The sequence below is a fragment of the Singulisphaera sp. GP187 genome, from assembly GCF_900129635.1.
GTDB lineage: Bacteria > Planctomycetota > Planctomycetia > Isosphaerales > Isosphaeraceae > Singulisphaera.
Genome location: NZ_FSRB01000001.1, coordinates 4,877,704 through 4,899,431 on the forward strand (window position 1 = coordinate 4,877,704; position 21,728 = coordinate 4,899,431).

The following is a 21,728-nucleotide window of genomic DNA, read 5'->3' on the forward strand; positions in this document are numbered from 1 at the left end:
CCCAGACCTCGTAACTGAAGTGGCTTGTCACTCGTGCCCCGCCGACGTGCGAACCAAGAGCGGCCTGATGCTCGGCCTGAGCGAGACAACCGAAGAGCTCTTCGAAACCTTGGCGGACCTCCGCGCCGTCGGCTGCGATTTCCTGACCGCCGATCGATCGCAAATTTATTAATAAATTTACAATCGTTTCGGCGAACCTTTACCCCCGGTCTTGTCGCAATCCAGGTGCCTCCGGGGGTTTACCGACATATTGCAAGCACGCCTGTTATCGCCCCAAGCCAGCCTTTGGCAACGTCACTGAAAATCAACAGATTAGTCATTTTTAGCCATAAAATGGCAACCTGTTTTGCTCAGCGTTTCTCCGGCCTCAACTCCGGCCTTAACTCCGGCCTCAATGAAGTTCAGGCGATCTGACTCGACCTTCCGCACGTCGAGCAGGTCGGCCAGGCGAATCGGAAGGGGCTGAATGTCCAAGTTCAATCCTTCGTGCGCGTGCGGCGACCAGCCTCGAGTCAGTCACGTGCTTTTATCGTCATCGCTTTATAGCCGGCGCCGGTTCGAGACAACGTCTCAAGGACCACGCCGGTGAGAACGTCGCTGTTGCATGCCCTCGGATTCCGACTCGATGCATGGAGGCTATTCTTTGGGAACGAGTCTTGCCAGCCCGAGTGTGGCCCAGGCGCTGGCGGCGCAGGTGATCGGCGTCAATAATTTCGCGGACCCGCCGGTCTTGCCGTCCGGCGAGGATCGCGACGTCATCGGCCAACTGCCGTCCGGCTTTTGCGTGGCGATCAAGAAATCTATGGATCGCTTGATCTCAGGTTGATCGGCGGTGAAACCGGCGAGCGCGAGGACGTACAGTGTCTGGCCGGTGGCATAAGCGTCGCTCGCCGTATCAGCGTTCTGGCTCCAGCCACCGTCGGCTCGTTGCAGGGCGAGGAGTTCGCGGATCGTTGCGTCCATCTCCTCCCGGGGTTTGCCGGCGCGAGCTGCCAGCAATACCGTGAAAACTTGATCTTGAAGGGTCTTGGGCAGCTTGGTGTCGGCCAGCCAGGCGTTCGCTTTCGCGAGCGCGGTGCGTTGCGATTCGGTGGCGTCGGGGCCCGTTTCGCCCTGCAAGGCCATGATGAGCCATGCGGCGTCAGTCGTCTCGCTCTCGTTGATCGGCGGCCGACTGAGGAAGAAGTCCCAGCCGCCGTCGTTGCGTTGTTTCTTGAGGATTTCGTCCGCAATCCGCCGCAGGCTTTGTTTTTGCCCCTCACTCAGCGATGGCAACGACCGTGCCGCAACAGCCATGAACGCCGTGCCGGTCCTTACGCCCTTACCGATGGGCCGCGGGTCGGGCGGATCCGCCGGGTCGTTGAACAGCTTCGAAGTCATCAGTTTGTCCGGCCCCCCGATCATGGCCTCGGTCGTCTCTGCCACGAAGGCTTTGTCGATCGTGTAGCCTTGCCGTTCGGCTTCGCTGATCGCCCAAAGCGGCATTGCCAGGTGATGGCATGTAAAACAGTTGCGTGACTTCAACCAGGCGGTGCTTTCGGTCTGCATGAATCCGATGGCCCGCTCAACCGACTGCTGAACCTGCCGCGGCGTTGCTGACGGAACCGAGGCCGGTTCGCCGGCAAGGGCGAGCGGTGCGAGGCAAAGCGTCAGGAAGAACGCCGAGATCCGTAATGGGCGAGCCATGGATCGATCACCTCGAAAAGGACGAAGATCGGTGGCAAAATACGTATCGATGTTACGCCGCGCGCGGCCGGCTCGCTACCTGTCCGAGCAAGTCCTGAACGGTCGAGCGGCGCCCCCTGCCCTTGCTTCGATCGCCCGACGGAGCGCTCCCCATGACGCGATGTCTCGCAATCGCACTCCCCTCCTTGATTGGTCTTACGGCCTGGGCTCAAGCCCCTCCCATCGTCGGCTCCAAGGCCGGTGACGAGCGTCAAGCCGTGGGCGTCAAGCTGTGCTGGTGCCCGCCCGGACGCTTCACCATGGGAAGCCCGCCCGGCGAGCCGGAACGGAGGCCCGGCGAGAACCAGGTCGAGGTGCGACACACACGAGGCTTTTGGGTCGGCAAATACGAGGTCACCCAACGCGATTGGAAGCGGGTCGTCGGAGAACTGCCGGGCAAACTGACGGCGGAGTTGCCCGAGGGGGATGACTACCCGGTTGGCAACGTGAACTTCGCCGAGGCGGAGGGTTTCTGTCGCAAGCTGACCGCGATGGCGATCGCGGCGAAGGAGCTGCCGGGGAATTGGGAGTTCCGCCTCCCCACCGAGGCGCAGTGGGAATACGCCTGTCGGGCCGGAACAGCCACCGCCACCGCGTTCGGCGATTCACTCACCCGCGGGCAGGCGAATTTTCGGGGGAAGCCCTACAACGGCGGTGCCGACGAGGGTCCTTCGTTGAATCGGGCGGCGAAGGTCGGCAATTACCCGGCCAATGCCTGGGGCATCCACGACATGCACGGCAACACCTATGAGTGGTGCCGGGACTGGTATCACGCGACGCTGTCGGGAGGCGACGACCCGGATTTGTCCTCGGCGAAAGCGACCGCGACAATGAACCGGGACGGCACCTATTCCCGATCGCGGCGGGGCGGCGCCTGGACCGACGACGGGATGTTTTGCCGGACGGCGTTCCGGGTTCGCTTCGAGCCCGAGCGGCGCTACGACCATATCGGGTTCAGGGTCGTGGCGGTGCGAAAGTAGCCTGGGAAAAGCAGGCCGGTGGCCATCCACCGTAGCGGCATACCAACCGCCAACTCTGACTCCGAAGGATCCCCGAGGATACCTTCGCGAGCTTGCCCATCCTTGATCTTTTGCCAGTCGCGATGTAGAAGTCAAAGGAGTCCGTCGCGCCTTCATCCCGACCCGCCCCCTTGGGAGCCGTAAGCCATGGCACACGCGAACAAGTGGATGATCGACCCCAATGATGCCGTGATGTTGCTGATCGATCATCAAAGCGGGCTATTCCAACTGGTCAAGGACATCGAGTTGCCGATCCTTCGCTCGCACGTGACTGCGCTCGCGAAGGTGGCCCGGCTCGCCAAGATCCCGACCTTCACCACGGCCTCGGTCCCCGACGGCCCGAACGGTCCGCTGATCCCTGAGATCCATCAGTCGAATCCGGATGCGGTCTACATCCCGCGAACCGGCCAGATCAACGCCTGGGACAACCCGGCGTGGGTGAAGGCGATCGAGGAAACCAAGCGGAAAACCCTGCTCATCGCCGGCACGCTCACCAGTGTCTGCATGTCGTTCCCCACGCTCAGCGCCCTCGTTGCCGGGTACAAGGTATTCACGATCGTCGACGCCTCCGGCAACTGGAGCAAGATGGCGACGGACCTGACGGTCGCCCGCGTCGCGCAGGCCGGCGCGATGCCGATCGACACCTATGCCGTGCTCGCCGAACTCATGAGCACCTGGAATCGGCCCGATGCGATGGACTTCGCGGCGGTGATGGTCGACCATATCGTTCCGCCCTATCGGGCCCTGATGGAAAGCTACGACAAGGCGCAGAGCGTGCAAAAGGTCGGACGAGAAACCAAGCTCGATCGACTTGAAGCCGCCAAATAATCAACGGAAACTCATGCAATGATGAAGTTAGTTGGACTTTCCGGTAGCTTGCGCCGTGGTTCGTTCAACACCGCGTTGCTTCGCGCTGCGGGCGAGCTGTTGCCAGCTGGGGTCGAGCTCTCGGTCCACACGATCTGGGGGATTCCGCTCTACGACGCGGACGTGGAAGCCGCCGAGGGCATCCCCCTGGCGGTGGCCGGCCTGAAGGAGGCGATCGCCGCGGCGGACGGCCTGCTCCTTGCCACGCCGGAATACAACAACTCGCTCCCGGGGGCGTTCAAGAACGCGATCGACTGGCTGTCCCGCCCGCAGGCGGACATCAAGCGGGTGTTTGGCGGTAAGCCGGTGGCGATCCTCGGCGCAACCCCCGGCGGGTTCGGGACCATCTTGAGCCAAGACGCCTGGCTCCCTGTGCTCCGTTACCTCGGAACCAACCCCTGGTTTGCCGGTCGGCTCCTCGTCTCGCATGCGGGCGAAGTGTTCGACACCTCGGGAGCGATCACCGACGACAAGGTTCGCGAGCCGCTCAAACGGTTCGTCCACGGATTCGTCGAATTCGTCGGCGCCTCAACCTCCCGGAAACCGGCCGGGCTGGGGCAATAGCGCGGGAGTCACCTGGGCGTGGCCTCGTTGCGAAGGGATGCAATCAACAGTTAAGGAGGGAACTGACATGAAAAAACTTGTCGCCGTCAATCGCGAAGCGGACGCCCATTGGGTTGGCAACGGGTTCCCCGTCCGCACCCTCTTTTCGGTCCAGACTCTCGAGGCGTGGATCAGCCCGTTCCTGATGCTGGACTACGCCGGTCCGGCCGAGTTTCCGCCGTCGGACGAGCCGCGCGGGGTGGGCGAGCACCCGCACCGCGGGTTCGAGACGGTGACGATCGTGTACCAGGGCGAGCTCGAACACCGCGACTCGGCCGGCAACCACGGCAAGATCGGCCCGGGCGACGTGCAATGGATGACGGCCGCGTCCGGGGTCGTGCATGAGGAGTGGCACGAACAGGCGTTTACCAAGCAGGGCGGCATCCTCGAGATGGTGCAACTGTGGGTGAATCTGCCGGCGAAGGACAAGATGTCGCCGCCCCGCTACCAGGAGATCCTCGACCGGCAGATCCCGGTCGTCGACCTCGACGGCGCGGGGACCGTGCGGGTGATCGCCGGCGCGTTCCAGGGGACGAAGGGACCGGCCAACACGTTCACGCCGCTCAACGTCTGGGACGTTCGGCTCAACGCGGGTCATCGCCTCGAGTTGGAATTCCCGGCGGGGTCGACGACCCTCCTCCTGGCCCTGAAGGGGAAGGCGATGATAAACGGGGTGGAACCGATCGGCGAGGCCGAGCTCGCTGTGTTCGATCGCGAACCGGGCGCGGTCACCGTCGAGGCGGAGGACGACGCCACCCTCCTCGTCATGAGTGGCGAGCCGATCGACGAGCCGGTCGTCAGCTACGGGCCGTTCGTGATGAACACCCAGGCGGAGATCCGCCAGGCGATCAGCGACTACCAGAGCGGCAAGATGGGGCACCTCGTCGCCCCGTCCTGAGTCCGCGAGCCGAATCGTGGGAATCGAATCCCACGGTTTCGCCGGTCCACCTCTCACTCGAGCAAATGCGGCCCGAGGGAGACATGGGTTGGCCACACAATGATTATTGGTGTTCGCTCTGATTTTCTCTTGCGTTTCAATGAGGACGAACACCAATACCACTCCCCAGAATGGCGGCGACGTTAACTCGGGTCCGGCTCTGCCGGGAAAGGGTGTGTCATGTCGAGTGAACCCATTCGTGACCCCATGAAGGATGACCTGCTTACTCCCAAAAACTCGGCGCTGATCATCATCGACTATCAGCCGGTTCAGGTGAACTCGATTGCTTCGATGGACCGGCAACTGCTGGTCAACAACATCGTGGGCGTGGCCAAGATCGGGCTTGCCTACGGCCTGCCGATCGTCCACGCCACAGTCAATGTCAAGACCGGGCTGAACAAGCCTCCGATCCCACAGCTTCGCAAGGTACTCAAGGACCTCCCAACCATCGATCGCACCTCGATCAATTCGTGGGAGGACGTCGAGTTCGTCAAGGCGGTCAAAGCCACGGGCCGCAAAAAGCTCATCATGACGGCGCTCTGGACCGAGGCCTGCCTGACCTTCCCCGCCCTGGATGCGATCCGCGAAGGCTACGAGGTCTACCTGGTGGTGGACGCAGTCGGCGGCACCTCGGTTGCGGCCCACGAGGCGGCCCTGCGGCGAATCGAGCAGGCCGGCGGCAAACCGATCAGCTGGACGCAACTCCTCTGCGAACTTCAGCGTGACTGGGCGCGCAGCGAGACGGTGCCGGCGTTCATGGACCTCTTCATTGAGACCGGCGGCACCGCCGGCCTCCAGTTCGCCGCCGAGAGGCCCGACTGACCGGCCCGGACCGGCCGAACGTGGCCATCGCACACAGGTAGGCCTGAGAGCGTGGGTGAGAACGTGTCTTGTCGGGTGGGCACGGCCACCATGCCTTTTCACAAGAGGCATGGTTGGAGTGGGTGCCCTTTCCTTCTCCGGGACTAGACCTGGTGGCCCGTGCCCACTCTACCGGTCAATCCACTCTAAATTTGTGGGTGGCGCATGCTTGCTATTGACGTGCCGAGTGCATTGTTTCAGCCAGGTCGACGAGTTGTAGCCGCCGTAAATACCCACGAATTTAGAGTGGATCGACCACTACGCGTGTCGGACCACGGGTTTCTCACCCACGCTCAAGCATCGCGGGAACGACGGCGCCCACGGCAAGTGCGGGCGGTCCACCCTGAATACGCCGTTCCTACGGGTCTTGCGTATTGATTTCATTGTGGCGGCCAGAGTGCCGATCCTTAAGAAGAAAGAGAGGCCCGACGTCGCAACGTTTGTTCACTCATGGCCGGAGAATCCTCAGAATGACCATGGGGAACGAACGTGGGTCAGGCCCAAGGCACAAGTCCCCCCCGACTCGCGTCCTGACGGCGATCGCCGGCCTCCTGCTAACACTCAGCAATAGCCTCTATGCACAATCACCGACCGCTCCACCGTCGAGCGCCTCTGCCGCGGCCCTGCCCGTCGGTTCCGGGGCGGTGCCGACCCAGCCGGCAGCCCCCACTCGCCTCGGGCCGGGAAGTGATGCGATCGCCGGCTCCGACGTGCCGACCTACAAGCTGCTGCGTTACAACGAGGATTACAGCGACCTGAAGGACCCCGGCCGTCGCACCGATTTCTGGGATCCAATCAAGTACATCCCGGTTGGCGAGCGGGAGGGATGGTACAGCTCCTTCGGTGGCCAATTTCGTCCACGGTTCGAGTTCTACAACAATTTTGATTTCGGGACGATCCCGGGCGGCAACGGCTATCTCCTCCAGCGATACTTGCTCCACGGCGACTTCCATTTCGGCCCGAACGTCCGCTTCTTCGGCCAGTTCGTGAGCGGGTTCGAGAACGGGCGGATCGGCGGGCCCCGCCCGGACATCGACGAGAACATTTTCGACGGCCACCAAGCGTTCCTCGACGTGGTGCAACACTTCGGTGAGAAGGACACCCTGACTTGGCGGGTCGGACGGCAAGAGATGTCCTACGGCTCGGAACGGCTCATCAGCGTGCGGGAGGGCGTCAACCTCCGCCGCTCGTTCGACGCCGCGCGGCTGCTGTTGCGGGTCGGTGACTGGTCGGTGGATGGGTTCTGGTCCAAGCCGGTCCTCAATCGACCCGGCGTGTTCGATGATATCCCCAACCCCAAGCTCTCGCTCTGGGGCATCTACGCGGTCCGTCCGCTCAAGTTACTGCCGGAAGGCCACGCCGACTTCTACTATCTCGGCTACGAGAACAAGCAGGCGACCTTCGATCAGTCAACCGGCAACGAACTCCGGAATTCCTTGGGGACTCGGTTCTGGGGCCTGCCCTTGCCCTGGGAGTACAACGTCGAGGCCATCTGGCAGTTCGGCCGGTTCGGACACGGCAACCTCCAGGCGTGGGCGATCGCCTCGGCCGTCCGATACACCTTCCAGGATCGGTCGCTCCGCCCCCGCCTCGGCTTGATCGCCGACATCGCGAGCGGCGACCAGAACCCGCGTTCGGCGAACCTCCAGACGTTCAACCCGATGTTCCCCACAGGGGCCTACCTCAACCTCGCCAACCCGATCGGCCCCGCCAATTTCATCCAGGTGCATCCGACGGCGGACGTCCGCCTCGGTGATGACCTGATGCTCAAAGCGGATTGGGCATTCGTCTGGCGCCAGAGCATCAACGACGGCATCTACGGACCGTTCGTCGGACCGCCAATCCGAACCGGACAACTGAGCCAGAAGCGGTTTGTCGGAAGCTCGCCCGCAGTCACGTTGACGTGGAACGCGACGCGGCACCTCACGCTGTTGGCAAGCTACGTCCACTTCTTCGCCGGCCCGTTCCTCAAGGAGACCCCACCCGGGCGTGACATGGATTACGCGACGCTTTGGATTGATTACACATTTTAGTATTTGCAAACAAGAGTTTTTCAGTAGTGAGGAGAGAATGGCAACGGCGACGGCCTCGATGTCTGAGGCTCACCGGCCCCGGCGGTCGCCGGGGCCGATTCGCCGCAACAGCCCTGATGAGGAGGCCCCAGGGCCAACGCTCAGTCGCGGCCGAAACGGAACAGGCCCCGGCGCGGCGGGGTCGGGTTGCCGTCCGCCATGCGTGGAGGAGCCGCATTCGGATCGCCACCGACCATGGGCGGGAAGGCAAGGGGCGCCTGGCCCGTTTCATTCGTCGCCACCGGCCGAAAGACCGGTGCCGCGCCGGTGAATCGCGCGCCGCCACCGTTCGTGGCGTCGAGTGCGCGGACGTTCGCCTCGGTGACCAATGGGTTGTGGCCCTGCCAGCGACTCTCGGCGACCTCAAGAATGTTCAATGGAGCATACATCGCATCGCCGCCCACGGCCGTCCAGTCGCAGAGGGCCACGGCCGTTTCATCGACCTCGCCGTCGGCCCCGTAGACCAGGATGTATTCATAAGTATTGAGTCGCGGTTTCGGATCCTGGTCGTTCAGGTTCGACCCCGTGTTGGCGACCAACTCCAGCCCGATCCGGACCCGCCGCGCGCCCGCGCCGGGGACAACGTGGAAGGTGGCGGTGTATTTGCCGACGCCGTGGTTCCAGACCTCGTCCGGCCCGCCGCGGGGGGGAAACGCGCGCAGGTTCGCGAGCAAGGCCTGCTTGCGGGCCCGAATGTTCCGCTCGAGCATGGCATGGAACCGTGGCACGGACGAGTCGCACGGGTCGGGACCGGGCCGAGGCGGACCGGCCGGGATGTTGTTGGCGTTGTCGCCGATCCGGTGGTTCAGGTGATTCTCGCCCAGTTCGGCCCAGAGGGCCTTCATCTCATCCCGCGTCAACCCCGTGCCGGGCACCGGCTGCGGCTCATTGAGCATGATCGAGGCAATGGCGCCCCCGAGGCAGTGGCCCGGCCAGCGCTGAATGCCCTGGGTCTGGCTAAAGGCCGCCTCCCAGCTCCGCGCGGAGAGACCGAAGAGCTGATCGTACTTGAGCAGGGGCGCGGGGGTCTGATACGGAACGCCGTCTGCGCCCAGGAAGGTCAGGTCGTCATAGAGGTTGGGGAACCAGGTCGAGGTGTCGCCGGGGGCCGGCCGCGTTTCCAGCAGTCCGTTGGGGCCGGGGAGGATGATGTCCTGCCCCGGGGCGATCGGAGCACCATAGGCGACGACCATGATGTCGTCACCGGCCGGGCTCGGGGTGTCGACACGCCCGTTGCCGCCGGCCCAGGGCTCGTGGATCGAGTCGCCCTTCGTGGGCCAGTAGTAGTAGTTCCAGGGCATCCGCGCGGCCTGGCCGACCTGCACGAAGGCCGTCTCGATTGCGTATGGCTTGCCCGGCTCGGCGCCGGAGACTTTAAACGTGTACCAGCCGTGCGCGTCCGGGCCGCCGACCTCCTGGCCGTTGTGGCGGGGCCGTCCGTCGGGCCCGGTGAGCGCCTCGATGGTGCCGGCCTCGGCCTTGACGGTGAGGATGCCACCGTGGCGGGTCGGGACGTAGACGCCGTAGGACCGGTCTCCGGTCTGGCCGCCCAAACTGCCGCCGAGGGGCACTGGCCGGACCGCCTCGGCCGCCACAACCTCTCGGGTCGATGGGGCCAACGCCACGAGGGCGCAGGCCATCGCGCCGCAGAGACTGAGACCAATACGCATGCCGTCTCCCTTGAGGATGAGAAGAGAATCCATTCCCCGCGATCCTCACCCGGGCCGGTTTCTGCTTCGGAACCACGGCCCGAGCGGAGTGCAATGGGGATCTCGGGTCCGTCCCATCTCATGTCTTGTGCCAACGGCACGACGGGGCGCCGGCACGGAGCGATCGTCTGCGTGGAACTCCTTGGTGAGCAAGAGATTGTGCTGTCATCGCCAAGTCCTCGAACGAGTGTTCACGACCGCCGCCCGTGGCCACTGGCTGTCATTCCTGTTGGGCGTTCGACGACCACTGTGGACGCCCAGCGACCACCCGCGTCATCATCGCGGTATGGTTTTTGACGGTCCTCGGCGAGGGGAAGCCCGTCGGTCTTCTCGACTCAATCGCTTCGGGCCTGGCAAGCGTTGCCGTAGGCGGGTTGGCAGGACCGCGTTCGCAACCGATTGGCAAACGGCTGTAACCGGGGGAGTGCAACCTGCGGCTACCAATCCCATAACCTGCACATTGAACATAAGCAATCAGTATCATTTAGGGTGGGCACGGCTCACCACGCCTTTTCACAAGCCGGTTGTCGTGAGTTGGTAACCGCTCTTACCGAGAGGCAAAACCTGGTGGGCCGTGCCCACCCTACATGATTGGGATGACGCGGGCGGCAAAGCGATCAACACAATGATTTGTACAGGCGAAACAATGTGCATTTTATTGAGAATTGCCGCGTATTTGCGGTGATATAGCTGGCTTGCAAAAAAACAACGACCCGCCATAGAGCTAAGAATCCCCCTCGTTCCCACGGTCCTCCGTGGGAATGCCGATAGGGGTAGGGAGAGCGGATTACGCTCCCCCTCCCTCCAAACCGTACGGGCGGATCTCCCGCATACGGCTTTCCCGTTGGTGGTTTTACCTCAAAGAGGATTGACTGGCTAACTCATGGGCTCGTTCCAAGCTGAAAAGTCCATGGTCGGCAAAGAAGGCGTTGGGCCAACGTTGATGGTCGGTGCCACGACCGCGGCCTCGTTTCTTCATCCGTTTACGGAGCAGACTCCGCAGACGCATGCGGATCCAGCCGTCGAGTCGTTCAAACGTCCACTTGTGGCTGTGCTTGAAGTATTCAAACCAGCCACGAAGCGTTGGGTTGAGGCTAGCGATGATCGCGGAGAGGCTGCCCCCGGTCGTACGCGTGGTCTTCGTCCGGACCGTCTCCTTGAACTTGTCCAGGCTCTTCGGTCGCGGGCGGCGTGTGCCGTCCTCAAACCGGTAGCCCAGGAAGTCGAAGCTTTCGGTCCTGACGGCGATGATCCGCGTCTTGGTGGGATGCAGGGTCAGGCCGGCCGAGGCCGTCCACTCCTGCACCACCGCCATCGCTTGGGCCGCTTCCTCCGAGCTTCGACACAGGATCACGACGTCGTCCGCGTAGCGCACCATCTCGAAACCCGATTCGGCCATCAGGTGGTCGAGCGGATCAAGGTAGATGTTGCTCAACAGCGGGCTGATCACCGCACCCTGCGGCGTCCCCTGTTCGGGCGTCGATACCTCCAGGTCGTCGAGGACGCCCTGGTGCAGGAACGCGTCGATCAAGTTCAGCACCTTCCCGTCCGCTACCTTCTTGGCGACCAGCGCCAGCAGGCGGTCGTGGGGGATCGTGTCGAAATCGCTCTTCAAGTCGGCATCTACCACATGGGTGAATCCGCCTTTAAGCAGCTCGTCCACCCGCCGCAGCGCGTCCTTGCATCCCCTGCCGGGGCGAAAGCCGTAGCTGTGCGCGGCGAAGTCACGCTCGAAGATCGGTTCCAACACCTGCCGGAGTGCCGTCTGGACCACCCGGTCGCGGACGGTGGGAATCCCGAGCGGACGCTTCTCCTGGTTTCCTGGTTTGGGAATCCAGTGTCGGCGGATCGCTTGCGGACGGTAGGTTCCCGTACGCAGGGCGTCGCTGAGATCCTTCAGGTTCTCTTCCAGGCGGTCCTCGAACATCGTCACGGTCACGTGGTCCACGCCCGCGGCACCCTCGTTGGCGGCGACTCGAGAGTAGGCCGTATACAGGGCGCGTTGCGGGTGGACCTTGTCCATCAGGCTATACCAGACTCCACCTTTGACCCCCTCGATGAGGGCCGTCAACATCCGCTCCGTCCAGACCGTCGGTTCGACCCAGACCCATGGGATCGGGATCTCTCTGGCGCGCCTAGCCCTCGCGGGCACTGCCTCCAGTGGGAATTCCTTCGCATCGGACATCGCGTCTCCACCTCCCTGCACCCCTTCGCTCCACCGGAGTTACCCGGCTTCTGCGCTACTATGGGTGCTCTGACTCCTGGACCCCCGGCTCTTCGTATCCTTATCAGGGACAATGAACACCGGCTTTGGCGAGGTCCAGGTCTCCCTGTGTTTCGTCATCGAACCTTCCGATCATTCCGTCTCCAACAACCTACTGTCGTCCCGACGCCATTCTGGGGTTTTGTGCGTCGGTCTTACCGGACCACATCACTGTGGACGCCCTTTCTGAGGGGCCATGCGTCAATTGGGCTTCGCCATCGAGGAGCAGGCTCGCCACGACAGTCGGCCGAATCGAGTTTACTTGCGTTACGGACTGATCGTTCACCTACGGTTGCTTCCCACCCCGCCTCGCGGCGACGCAGTTACCCTCGGTTACGAAGTGCCAGAACACTTCGGCAGGAACTCACACCCTGCGGATTCAATGCAATTACAGGCGCACTCCCCGACGCTCCGCGTCGTCTGGCCCTCGAAAGCCGAGGACGCAGAGCGTCCAAGACGGCATTCCCACGCAGAGCGTGGGAATGAGATCCCGGTAGCCTTGCTACAGTCTCAAAAAAAGTGCCTGTGGCCGTCGGTGACTTTTCGGCGAGCCGGGGGTTAACCGTGCTGGTGGGGTAATGCAAGAACCGAGGCGTGGTGCTCCACGCCTCGGTTCCTTTGGGTTTGCAACGTGACCTCAGACTCAGAGCATCAGCCTCTTCGGAAGCGACGAGGAGCCTGCGCGAACAGGGGTGTCATCGCCGATTGGCTCGCCCCGAAGGCGTTGGTTCCACTATAGGCTGCGAGGACACTTCCCTTGGGACGTGGTCCTCTGACCTGAACATTGAGCTCGGCCACGCCGTTGACCAGTGGCACCTGGCGCGCCGGGCCGCTCGGACCGAAGAACGTGATCGTTCCGCCGGACGGGGTGCTCCCGGCCTGGCTCGGTGACACGTGAGCCGTGATCTTGGCGTACTGTTTGCGACGCTGTCGAAGGAGTTCGACCGTGACCGTGGTGTTGGTCCCGACCTGGTTTGCGGTCGCCTGAATTCCGGTGCCCGTGGGCGTCGGCGTGGGCGTCGGTGTCGGGGTCGGGGTCGGGGTCGGGGTCGGAGTGGGCGTCGGAGTCGGTGTCGGCGTTGGTGTCGGGGTCGGTGTCGGCGTCGGCGTCGGCGTCGGCGTGGGTGTCGGGGTCGGTGTCGGCGTCCCTGTTTCGGAGGGATTGGGGTTCTGGACGTTGACCGTGACCGGTGCCGACCGGCTGAGGGCCCGGTTAGCCGTGCCGTTGAAGTTGGCCGTGATGTTGTGGGTGCCAGCCGTGAGGACCGGGATCGTCAGGCTTGCCGAGTTACCGACGATGCCTTCGGTGCCGAGGATCGTGGTTCCGTCGAGGAAGGTCACGGTCCCGCCGCCGGGCGCGGGGCTGACCGTGGCGGTAAAGGTAACGGGTGCCCCGACGGTCGTCGACGCCGTGGAGCTGGTAAGGGACGTGGTTGTGGCGACGGCGACGGGTGTGGCCGCGGTGACGGTCTGAATGACCGGGGTCGAGATTCCTTGCGGATTCCCCTCGGTGCCGGCGTATGAGGCGGTGATCGAGTGCGTGCCGACGGAGAGGTTCGTCAGATTCAGGGTGGCGACCCCGTTGGCAAGCGTCACGGTTCCGAGCGGGGCCGACCCATCAAGGAATGTAATGGAGCCGCTGACGGCCGGGCTGACCGTGGCGCTCAGGGTGACGGCCTGGCCTTGCAGGGAGTTGGGATTGCTGCTGGTGAGCGTGGTCGTGATCGCGACCCGATTCACCGTGATGTTGCCCAAGGCCGACGGACCGGCCAGACCGTTGGTCGTGCCGTCGCGGGAGGCCTGTGCGTTGAAGCTGCCGACTCCGATAAAGCCGTTGTCCGGAGTGAACTTCAGGCCCGCGGCCGCTTGCTGGATGGTAAGGAAGTCGTTGTTGTGGATCGGGGTGACACCGTCGGCCTGATAGAGGGTGCCGTGGCTGATGTTCGTGATCTGAAAGCTGGCGACGTTTCGCGGCCCATAGGGATTGGGCGTGAGGACCAAGCCCGAGTTCGTCTGCTGGTTGAGGGCCGTGTACGACGAGCTGAGCAGCGGCCGGTTATTGATCGATCGGACGTCGATCGTCGTGCTGTCGCTCTTCGAGAGCGCTCCGCCCAGGCCGGGGCCGTCCAGGCTGGTCGTGTTCAGCGTGAGCGTGGTGATGCCGGGGAAGGGGTTGGTCGGCCGATAGGTCAACCCATTCAAAGCTTTGTTCAGTTGTGAGAGCGTCCCCGTGTAGCTCAGCGCCGCGGTGCCGTTGCCGGTGCCGCTCAAACCCTGCAAGCCGGACAGGGTGAGAGTCCCGCTGTTCACCGTCAGGTCGATCTTGAACGTGTTGTCGGGCCGGAACGGATTGGCCACGGCGATCAGGTTGCCCCTTGCGCTCGAGAAGACCAAGGGCTGGTCCTGATCGAGCGATTGGGAGCCGGGCAGCAAGTTGACGGGGGCCGCATTCGGGCCCGAGAAGGCCGACGTGTTGCCCGACGGGTCGGTGACCGTCGCGGTCACGACCGCTCTGCCGGCCACCGGCGCGAACGAGAACGACACCGGCGCGTTTCCGGCCGCGTCCGTCGTCACGTTGACCGCGCCGACGAACGTGTCGCCCTGGGCGCCTGGGGTCGAGGCCGCGTTGGCGAAGAACTCGACGCGGTAATTGGCCGTATTCGGAGTTCCGCGGACGGTTCCGGTGACCGTGACATTGCCCGCGTCGGCCACCGAGGTGAGCACGGGGGCCGGCTGAAGCGCATTGGGAGCGACGTCGCCCGTCCTGGCATCGAGCAAGATGCCCGGCCCGGCGTTGTTGGCGATCGAGTTCGCGGAGATCCGGTTCCGGTCGGAATTCGTGATCCCGATCGCGGGCCCGTTATTCGCGACCAATGCGTTGGCCGTGATCGTATTGTCGTGGGAGTGGTCGGCGACCAGGACGCCCGTCCCGTTGTAAGCGATCAGGTTGCCCTGGCCGGGATCCGAACCGCCGATCGTCTGGTTCGACCCCGAGATCCGGATCGCGGTCCCGTTGGGCGCGGGGGTCGTGCTGTCGCTCGCGGTTCCGAACTTGTTTCCCTGGACGACGATGCTATTGCCCTGAAGGTTGAGGGCCGTGCCGGAGAAACTCCGGAAGTCCAGTCCCTTAACCGTCGAATTGGCCGACTGGATCGTCAGCCCGTCGGCCGCGCCGGCCGATCCCGAGAGCGCCACATCCGGGGCCGCCGGATCGCTCGTGCCGTCGATGGTGACGGGCGTGGTGACGACCGGGAGCGGCGTCGCCAGCGCGATCGTTCGCTGGGTGGCGTCGAGGTTGAAGTGGATCGAGTTCGGCTGTCCCGAGTCAGCGTTCGACTGCGTAATGACCTCGCGCAACGTTCCGGGTCCGGAATCTCCTGAGTTGGTGACGGTAAACGTCGAGAGGAGAAGTCGCGAATCGAGCGACTCGATGCGAGGCCGGTAGTCCTTTTTGGGCAAACGCTTCGAGGGGAGAAAGTGAAAGCCCTGTCGAGCGAGCCGACCGAGGAAGGTCCGTCGAGCCATGGACTGGCCTCCTTGCCTGATGATGGCCGCTACATCCGTGCCGGCGGCCATGAAGTAGTGCCCGGAATGGGCTCATTCCCGACCCCGCTCAAGCCGGCTCTCCCTCTTCATCAAAAGATGAAAGGTAGAGACCGTCAACGACCATGCACTGGCCGCTTCGAAGGAGCAAAAGTCGAGACAGGATAAGCTGAGACAAGCTGAGATGTGAGTCAGTCGACGCTGCTGGTGACAACCTGCTTCGCCATATTTGACCGTTAACAAATTACAACAGTTGGCGAAAACCGTCTAGCCCAGATTGGGACCGCCGTCCAGGCCGAAATCAACAACGATCCGGCAAAGGCTCAACATTTCGGAGCTCGGACCGAACGGCTCATCGCTCGGCCGGACGACTCGGGCCTTCGCGAAATGACAGCTTCTCGAAACGTAAGAATCGATAATTCCGGCGTCTGGATTGCGTCCGAGATGCGTAATGCGGTTTGGCGTTCCTGCGAGGACCCTGGAGCACATGGTCGCAACGTCGGGATGCGCCGCGGATCGATTCCTGTTGGGCCTCGGGATTTCGTATGCTGTCGGAACGCAAACTCCACCGGAACGGCTCGACCCCAGAGTCTCGTCCACCGGCCATCATCCCGCTACGGCGAGCCACTCGAAATGGACAGGGCTGATCCTTCTCCTTTGCCAGGGCCCGCGGGCCAGGAATTCCAGGGGTTCGTCCACGTTCGCGGGGCGAGGGAGCACAATCTCAAGAACGTCGAGATCCGGATCCCCCGCGATGCTCTGGTCGTTTTCACGGGGGTGTCCGGGTCGGGCAAATCTTCGCTGGCGTTCGGCACGCTCTACGCGGAAGCTCAGCGGCGTTACCTCGAATCGGTCTCCCCTTATGCCAGGCGATTATTCCATCAATTGGGCGTGCCCGAAGTCGACGAGATCGACGGGCTGCCCCCCGCGGTGGCGCTGCAGCAGCAACGCGGCTCGCCGTCCACGCGATCGTCCGTCGGCACCGTCACGACGCTCTCGAATCTGCTCCGGATGCTCTACTCCCGCGCGGGGGATTATCCGCCCGGGCAGTCGATCCTCTACGCCGAGTCGTTCTCCCCGAATTCTCCCGAGGGGGCCTGTTCCGAGTGCCACGGCCTGGGACGGGTCTATGCAGTGACCGAGCGCTCGATGGTGCCGGACGACTCGCTTTCGATCCGCGAGCGGGCCGTTGCCGCCTGGCCGACCGCCTGGCAAGGGCAGAACCTGCGCGAAATCCTCATGACGCTCGGCTACGACGTCGACCGGCCCTGGCGCGAACTCCCCCAGGAGGATCGCGACTGGATCCTCTTCACCGACGAGCAGCCGACGGTGCCGGTCTACTCGGGATTGAGCGCAACCGAGGTGCGAAAGGCGCTCAACCGCAAGGACATACCAAGCTATCAGGGCACGTTTACGAGTGCGAAACGCCACGTGCTCCACACCTTCGCCAACTCGCAGAGCGCGCTGATGAAGAAGCGGGCGCTCCAGTACATGCTGAGCACCGAGTGCCCGCTCTGCCACGGCAAGCGGCTCCGCCTCGAGTCGCTTGCCGTGACGTTCGCGGGCCTCGATATCGCCGACCTGTCCAACGTGCCGCTCGCTCGGCTCGCCGACCTCTTGCAGCCATATGCGGAGCGGACCGCCCCCGCGCTCGCGAAGCTGGCGACCGAACACCCGGAAAAGTCGCTGGTCATCGAGCGGATCGCCCAGGATCTCGTCGCGCGGCTCGCGGTGCTGATCGACATCGGCCTCGGATACCTGGCGCTCGATCGCGGTACGCCCACGCTCTCGCCGGGCGAGTTGCAACGCCTGCGGCTCGCCACCCAGGTCCGCTCGAACCTGTTCGGCGTGGTTTACGTGCTCGATGAACCGTCCGCGGGGCTCCACCCTGCGGACACCGAAGCGCTCCTGCGGGCGCTCGGCCGGCTGAAGGCCGCCGGCAATTCGCTGTTCATCGTCGAGCACGATCTCGACGTGATCCGTCATGCGGACTGGATCGTCGACGTGGGGCCGGCCGCCGGCCAACACGGCGGCTTCGTGCTCTACAGCGGCCCGCCCGAAGGGCTCAAGCAGGTCGAGGAATCGCAGACCAGGCGCCACCTGTTCGAGGACCAGGTGGTTCATCGCAGGACCCCGCGCGTCCCTAAAGGATGGCTCCGCCTGACCGATGTCACACGGAACAACCTGAAACGCCTCGACGTGGCCTTCCCGCTGGGGGTGTTCACAAGCGTGACCGGCGTCTCAGGCTCGGGCAAATCGAGCCTGGTCAGCCAGGTGCTGGTGGAACTGGTCGCGGAGCAACTCGGCCACGTCCTCACCCCGGACGATGAGGGAGGCGAAGGGCTCGAACAGTCGGCCGTGGCGACTCTCGGCGGCCGGATCACGGCCGGGATGGAAGCCGTCAGACGGCTCGTGCGAGTCGACCAGAAGCCGATCGGGCGCACGCCTCGCTCCAACCTGGCCACATATACGGGTCTGTTTGATCATATCCGCAAATTCTTCGCGGCCACCGAGACCGCGCGGGCCCGTCAGTACGATGCCGGACGGTTCTCGTTCAACGTCGCCAAGGGGCGCTGCCAGACGTGCCAGGGCGAAGGCTTCGTCATGGTCGAGCTCCTCTTCCTGCCCAGCGTCTATGCGCCCTGCCCGGCCTGTCATGGGGCTCGTTATAACGAGGAAACCCTCGAGATCAAGTACCGCGAGAAGAGCATCGCCGACGTCTTGGCAATGACGGTCGATGCGGCCTGGGAGTTCTTCGCCGCCGAGCCGTCGGTGCTCCATTCGCTCGACGTTTTGAAGGAGGTCGGCCTGGGTTATCTGCGACTCGGCCAGCCGGCGACCGAACTCTCCGGCGGCGAGGCGCAGCGGATCAAGCTGGCGACCGAGCTGCAACGCGCCCAGCGCGGCGATACGCTCTACATCCTCGACGAGCCCACGACCGGACTTCATCCGGCCGACGTGGACAAGCTCATGACCCAGCTCGACGGCCTGGTCGAATCGGGCAATACGGTCATCGTGGTCGAGCATGAGATGCGCGTTGTGGCGGGGAGCGACTGGGTCATCGATATCGGCCCCGGCGCCGGGGACGAAGGGGGACGAATCGTCGCGTCCGGGACTCCCAACGAAGTGGCCGCAGCGCCCCAGAGCCGGACCGCGTCGTACCTGGCGCGGTGTGTCGATTGAGATCCGCCCCAACCCAAGGCACCGTGGCTTTGAGAGGAAGCCTGCCCTCCACCATCGACGGCGCAATCGGGTCGGTCCACCCCCTTTACCTGTATCGTGTAACCGGCGCGTGGAGATTCCTCAGGTAACTCTCAGGCGAACATTGCGAAATTTGGGAACGGACCTGAGGTAAGATGCAATCGTGACCGACACAACGAACATTCCAAACTGTCCGCGCTGCGGGGCACCTGCAAACCCGGACGTGGCCGGCGGCCTCTGTCCTGCCTGTCTGCTGAGACAGGTGGCGCTTGGGACGGGGACGGACGACTTGTCCGCGGAACCGTGGACACCCCCTGCCCTGAGCGAATTGGCCGCGGCTTTTCCGCAATTGGGAATCATCGCACTCATCGGCCGAGGCGGAATGGGGGCGGTCTACAAGGCCCGCCAAAAGTCGCTCGGGAGGTTTGTGGCACTCAAGATTCTCGCGCCGGGGCATGCGGACAACCCCCGCTTTGCCGAACGGTTTTCGCGGGAAGCCCAGGCACTGGCGGAACTCAACCACCCGAATATCGTCACGGTGCATGACTTTGGGCGGGCCGGCCCGTTCTTTTTTCTGCTGATGGAATACGTCGACGGTGTCAATCTGCGCGAGGCGATGAAGGCGGGCCGCTTCACGCCGGAGCAGGCGCTGGCGATTGTGCCCTCGATCTGCGAGGCGCTGCAATTCGCGCATGATCACGGCATCGTGCACCGCGATATCAAGCCAGAGAACCTGCTGCTGGATCAATCAGGCCGTGTGAAGATCGCGGACTTCGGCATCGCGCGGATCGTGGGCGCGGGGCTCGATCCCGCTTCGGAACTCACGGTGCCGGGCGCCGCGGGCCTCACACAGGAGAGCGTTCTGGGTACGCCGCAATACATGGCGCCCGAGCAGTCGGCCCTGCCCGCGCAGGTGGATCATCGCGCGGACATCTACTCGCTTGGCGTGGTGCTTTACGAGCTGCTTACGGGCGAGCTGCCGGTGGGAACCTTCGAGCCGCCGTCGCGCAAGGTGTCTGTCGACGTGCGGCTCGACGCCATTGTGTTGCGGGCCCTGGAGCACGTGCCGGAGCTTCGTTACCAGACGATCGGGGAGATGCAGACCCAGTTGGAAACGGTGGCCAACGAACCTAGCGCAGGCAAAGCCGACAGTCAGGCGGACACCACGGCATCGCGTCATATTTACGAGGGCAAGAGCTATGTCTCCACGCCGGAACAGCTCAGCACCTTCGACGGTCAACTCTTCCTTTATCGCCGCAAGAGCCAGATGCTCCTTGATGATTGCCAGCTCATCTTCACACGCCCCGGCACGACCACAATCATCCCGCTGGCCGCCATCCTCAATCTCAGCATCGGTCAATACCCACGTGTTGTGAATCCCGCGGGCATCGACTTCATCAGTGTGACCTACGAGGTGGGAGGCCAGCCGCATCGTCTCATCTTCTCGCCTTACGAAGGCCTGATCGCCCTGCCCTCGCACTTCAACCAATACGTGGCCGGGTGGTTCCAATCCATCCGCGCCGCCGCCACGGCCGCGACCGGCCGCGAGCCTGGCAACACCCCCAGCGACCAGCTCCGAGGGCCGTCCAGGTCCCACATGATCATCGCCTTGGTGATATATGTCCTCGTTTTCTTTTTCAGTTCACGCTGGGGCGGGTTGGGCTCGACTTGGAGCCTGGTGTCGGGGATCATTTGCGTCTTTTTCGGCTTCGGTTCGATGCTGGGTACTCTCCAGAAGAGCGCACTCAGCGGCGATAAGCTGGCTCCACGACCGCAACTGCTCGCCGGCTTTCTGTTGTTCGTAATCGGCATGATGGCTATCGCCATTTACCTTGAGTTTCAACATGTGACGCCCAAAGTCGCCCCAGCCCTAGTCGCCCCGAGACTTGTCCCGCAGCCTGAACGCTTCGCTTCACCACCGAGAATGCCCGCTGTCGAGCCGCCACTCAAGGTTCCCAGTGAGCCGTTTGAATCCGGCGTCAAAAAATGATGCGATAATTTCATGAATGATCGTTCTGCGGATAGCTTTCGCACGACACGTTGGACTCAGGTTCTCGCGACCCGCGGTGAATCTCCCGAAGCGAGACACGCGCTGCGTGACTTGTGCGAAGCATACTACGGCCCGGTGGAAGCATTCGTGCGACGAAGTCGACCGGGCCGTGACGACGCCCGCGATCTCACGCACGCGTTTTTCGCCAAGCTGCTCGAAGGGAACGGCCTGGGGGGCGTCGAACGGACGCGAGGCCGGTTCCGCTCCTACCTGCTGGGAGCGGTCAAGCATTTTCTGGCCGACCAGGCGGATCGCTCGTTCGCCGAGAAGCGGCGAGGTGGCCAAGCGCCAGCGTCATTCGACCCAGGACCGAGCCGCAGTCGATCCGACCCCCAAGAGCAGGCGCGATTCGATGTCGCTGATCCCCATGGATTTCCCCCGGATGCCTTTTTCGACCATCAATGGGCGTTGGCCATCGTTGAGAAGGCCATGAGTGACCTGCAAGCGGAATCGCGGGACAGGGACGAGACAATGCGGTTCGAGGTTCTGAAACGCTGGCTCATCGCTTCCGAGGACCGCGTGAGGGCCACCGAGGCGGCCCGTTCGCTGGAGATGACAGACGGGGCCTTCAAAGTCGCCGTCCATCGTCTCCGGAAGCGATTCCGCCAGCTCGTCCATGACCAGATTGCCTCCACCGTGGATGGTCCGGACGTGCTCCAAGGGGAACTTGACTACTTGATCCAGGCCCTGACCGCATCGCACCCGGGTACGGGTTCGGAAGCCCATGCGGCATTCCGCCCTCGGTCAACGCCGCCTGAGGCAACCGGCCGCTAACGGCGTAGAGTGGCACGCATCGGCAGTCGCATGCCCGCGGCGATCGATCAGACGATCAAGAATCGCGAACATCACACCAACATGTTTTACTATATCGTTGCATT

Annotated in this window: 14 protein-coding genes and 1 pseudogene; 10 read left to right on the forward strand and 5 right to left on the reverse strand. The window is 63.5% G+C overall.

Annotated elements, in window-relative coordinates; all coding sequences use genetic code 11:
* Window positions 1-49: 49 nt before the first annotated feature.
* Window positions 50-148, forward strand: a pseudogene (locus tag BUS42_RS46020) (lipoyl synthase); the annotation flags it as partial.
* Between the two features lie 164 nt (window positions 149-312).
* On the opposite strand, the gene BUS42_RS43705 reads toward BUS42_RS46020, so the two are convergent.
* Both BUS42_RS43705 and BUS42_RS18860 read right to left on the reverse strand, forming a co-directional pair.
* Window positions 313-474: a hypothetical protein gene (locus BUS42_RS43705; RefSeq protein WP_159452254.1), complete on the reverse strand. Its 162-nt coding sequence runs from the start codon at window positions 472-474 to the stop codon at window positions 313-315.
* A 162-nt stretch (window positions 475-636) separates the two neighbouring features.
* Window positions 637-1,686, reverse strand: a complete 1,050-nt coding sequence (locus BUS42_RS18860; RefSeq protein WP_074308715.1) for a prenyltransferase/squalene oxidase repeat-containing protein — start codon at window positions 1,684-1,686, stop codon at window positions 637-639.
* A gap of 152 nt (window positions 1,687-1,838) precedes the next feature.
* Between BUS42_RS18860 and BUS42_RS18865 the strand changes: the two genes are divergently transcribed.
* The 6 genes from BUS42_RS18865 (at window position 1,839) to BUS42_RS18890 (ending at window position 8,045) form a co-directional block, all read left to right on the forward strand.
* Window positions 1,839-2,705 carry a formylglycine-generating enzyme family protein gene (locus tag BUS42_RS18865; protein ID WP_074308718.1) on the forward strand — a complete coding sequence of 289 codons (867 nt, stop codon included), beginning with the start codon at window positions 1,839-1,841 and terminating at the stop codon, window positions 2,703-2,705.
* Between the two features lie 186 nt (window positions 2,706-2,891).
* The gene (locus BUS42_RS18870; RefSeq protein WP_074308720.1) at window positions 2,892-3,572 is read left to right on the forward strand and encodes an isochorismatase family protein; all 681 of its coding nucleotides are present in this window, start codon (window positions 2,892-2,894) and stop codon (window positions 3,570-3,572) included.
* Between the two features lie 18 nt (window positions 3,573-3,590).
* Window positions 3,591-4,175, forward strand: coding sequence for an NADPH-dependent FMN reductase (locus tag BUS42_RS18875; RefSeq protein ID WP_173878244.1), 585 nt, complete (start codon window positions 3,591-3,593; stop codon window positions 4,173-4,175).
* 67 nt (window positions 4,176-4,242) lie between these two features.
* The gene (locus tag BUS42_RS18880) at window positions 4,243-5,112 is read left to right on the forward strand and encodes a pirin family protein (protein WP_074308723.1); all 870 of its coding nucleotides are present in this window, start codon (window positions 4,243-4,245) and stop codon (window positions 5,110-5,112) included.
* Between the two features lie 219 nt (window positions 5,113-5,331).
* Window positions 5,332-5,973: a hydrolase gene (locus tag BUS42_RS18885; RefSeq protein WP_074308725.1), complete on the forward strand. Its 642-nt coding sequence runs from the start codon at window positions 5,332-5,334 to the stop codon at window positions 5,971-5,973.
* Between the two features lie 509 nt (window positions 5,974-6,482).
* A complete protein-coding gene (locus BUS42_RS18890) occupies window positions 6,483-8,045 on the forward strand; it encodes an alginate export family protein (RefSeq protein WP_254053608.1) in 1,563 nt (520 codons plus the stop codon).
* A 140-nt stretch (window positions 8,046-8,185) separates the two neighbouring features.
* Here the strand turns inward: BUS42_RS18890 and BUS42_RS18895 are convergent, their stop codons facing one another.
* The 3 genes from BUS42_RS18895 to BUS42_RS18905 all read right to left on the reverse strand — a co-directional run bounded on the left by BUS42_RS18895 (window position 8,186) and on the right by BUS42_RS18905 (window position 15,581).
* Window positions 8,186-9,787, reverse strand: a complete 1,602-nt coding sequence (locus BUS42_RS18895) for a hypothetical protein (protein WP_254053609.1) — start codon at window positions 9,785-9,787, stop codon at window positions 8,186-8,188.
* Between the two features lie 859 nt (window positions 9,788-10,646).
* Complete coding sequence (ltrA, locus tag BUS42_RS18900) at window positions 10,647-11,978, reverse strand: group II intron reverse transcriptase/maturase (protein ID WP_074306715.1); 1,332 nt, start codon at window positions 11,976-11,978, stop codon at window positions 10,647-10,649.
* Between the two features lie 729 nt (window positions 11,979-12,707).
* A complete protein-coding gene (locus tag BUS42_RS18905) occupies window positions 12,708-15,581 on the reverse strand; it encodes a beta strand repeat-containing protein (protein ID WP_074308727.1) in 2,874 nt (957 codons plus the stop codon).
* Window positions 15,582-16,232: 651 nt separating this feature from the next.
* Between BUS42_RS18905 and uvrA the strand changes: the two genes are divergently transcribed.
* The 3 genes from uvrA to BUS42_RS18920 all read left to right on the forward strand — a co-directional run bounded on the left by uvrA (window position 16,233) and on the right by BUS42_RS18920 (window position 21,624).
* On the forward strand, window positions 16,233-18,782 hold the full coding sequence (uvrA, locus tag BUS42_RS18910) for an excinuclease ABC subunit UvrA (RefSeq protein WP_074308729.1): 2,550 nt from the start codon (window positions 16,233-16,235) through the stop codon (window positions 18,780-18,782).
* 181 nt (window positions 18,783-18,963) lie between these two features.
* Window positions 18,964-20,790: a serine/threonine-protein kinase gene (locus BUS42_RS18915; protein WP_143206372.1), complete on the forward strand. Its 1,827-nt coding sequence runs from the start codon at window positions 18,964-18,966 to the stop codon at window positions 20,788-20,790.
* 12 nt (window positions 20,791-20,802) lie between these two features.
* Window positions 20,803-21,624: an RNA polymerase sigma factor gene (locus BUS42_RS18920; RefSeq protein WP_143206373.1), complete on the forward strand. Its 822-nt coding sequence runs from the start codon at window positions 20,803-20,805 to the stop codon at window positions 21,622-21,624.
* Window positions 21,625-21,728: the final 104 nt, after the last annotated feature.

Excerpts from the sequence above, each read along its gene's own strand:
- BUS42_RS18880 (WP_074308723.1), top strand. The coding sequence starts at position 4,243 with ATGAAAAAACTTGTCGCCGTCAATCGCGAAGCGGACGCCCATTGGGTT.
- BUS42_RS18870 (WP_074308720.1), top strand. The coding sequence starts at position 2,892 with ATGGCACACGCGAACAAGTGGATGATCGACCCCAATGATGCCGTGATG.
- BUS42_RS18860 (WP_074308715.1), bottom strand. The coding sequence starts at position 1,686 with ATGGCTCGCCCATTACGGATCTCGGCGTTCTTCCTGACGCTTTGCCTC.
- BUS42_RS18865 (WP_074308718.1), top strand. The coding sequence starts at position 1,839 with ATGACGCGATGTCTCGCAATCGCACTCCCCTCCTTGATTGGTCTTACG.
- BUS42_RS18875 (WP_173878244.1), top strand. The coding sequence starts at position 3,591 with ATGATGAAGTTAGTTGGACTTTCCGGTAGCTTGCGCCGTGGTTCGTTC.
- ltrA (WP_074306715.1), bottom strand. The coding sequence starts at position 11,978 with ATGTCCGATGCGAAGGAATTCCCACTGGAGGCAGTGCCCGCGAGGGCT.
- BUS42_RS18920 (WP_143206373.1), top strand. The coding sequence starts at position 20,803 with ATGAATGATCGTTCTGCGGATAGCTTTCGCACGACACGTTGGACTCAG.
- uvrA (WP_074308729.1), top strand. The coding sequence starts at position 16,233 with ATGGACAGGGCTGATCCTTCTCCTTTGCCAGGGCCCGCGGGCCAGGAA.
- BUS42_RS18885 (WP_074308725.1), top strand. The coding sequence starts at position 5,332 with ATGTCGAGTGAACCCATTCGTGACCCCATGAAGGATGACCTGCTTACT.
- BUS42_RS18890 (WP_254053608.1), top strand. The coding sequence starts at position 6,483 with ATGACCATGGGGAACGAACGTGGGTCAGGCCCAAGGCACAAGTCCCCC.
- BUS42_RS18895 (WP_254053609.1), bottom strand. The coding sequence starts at position 9,787 with ATGGATTCTCTTCTCATCCTCAAGGGAGACGGCATGCGTATTGGTCTC.
- BUS42_RS18905 (WP_074308727.1), bottom strand. The coding sequence starts at position 15,581 with ATGGCTCGACGGACCTTCCTCGGTCGGCTCGCTCGACAGGGCTTTCAC.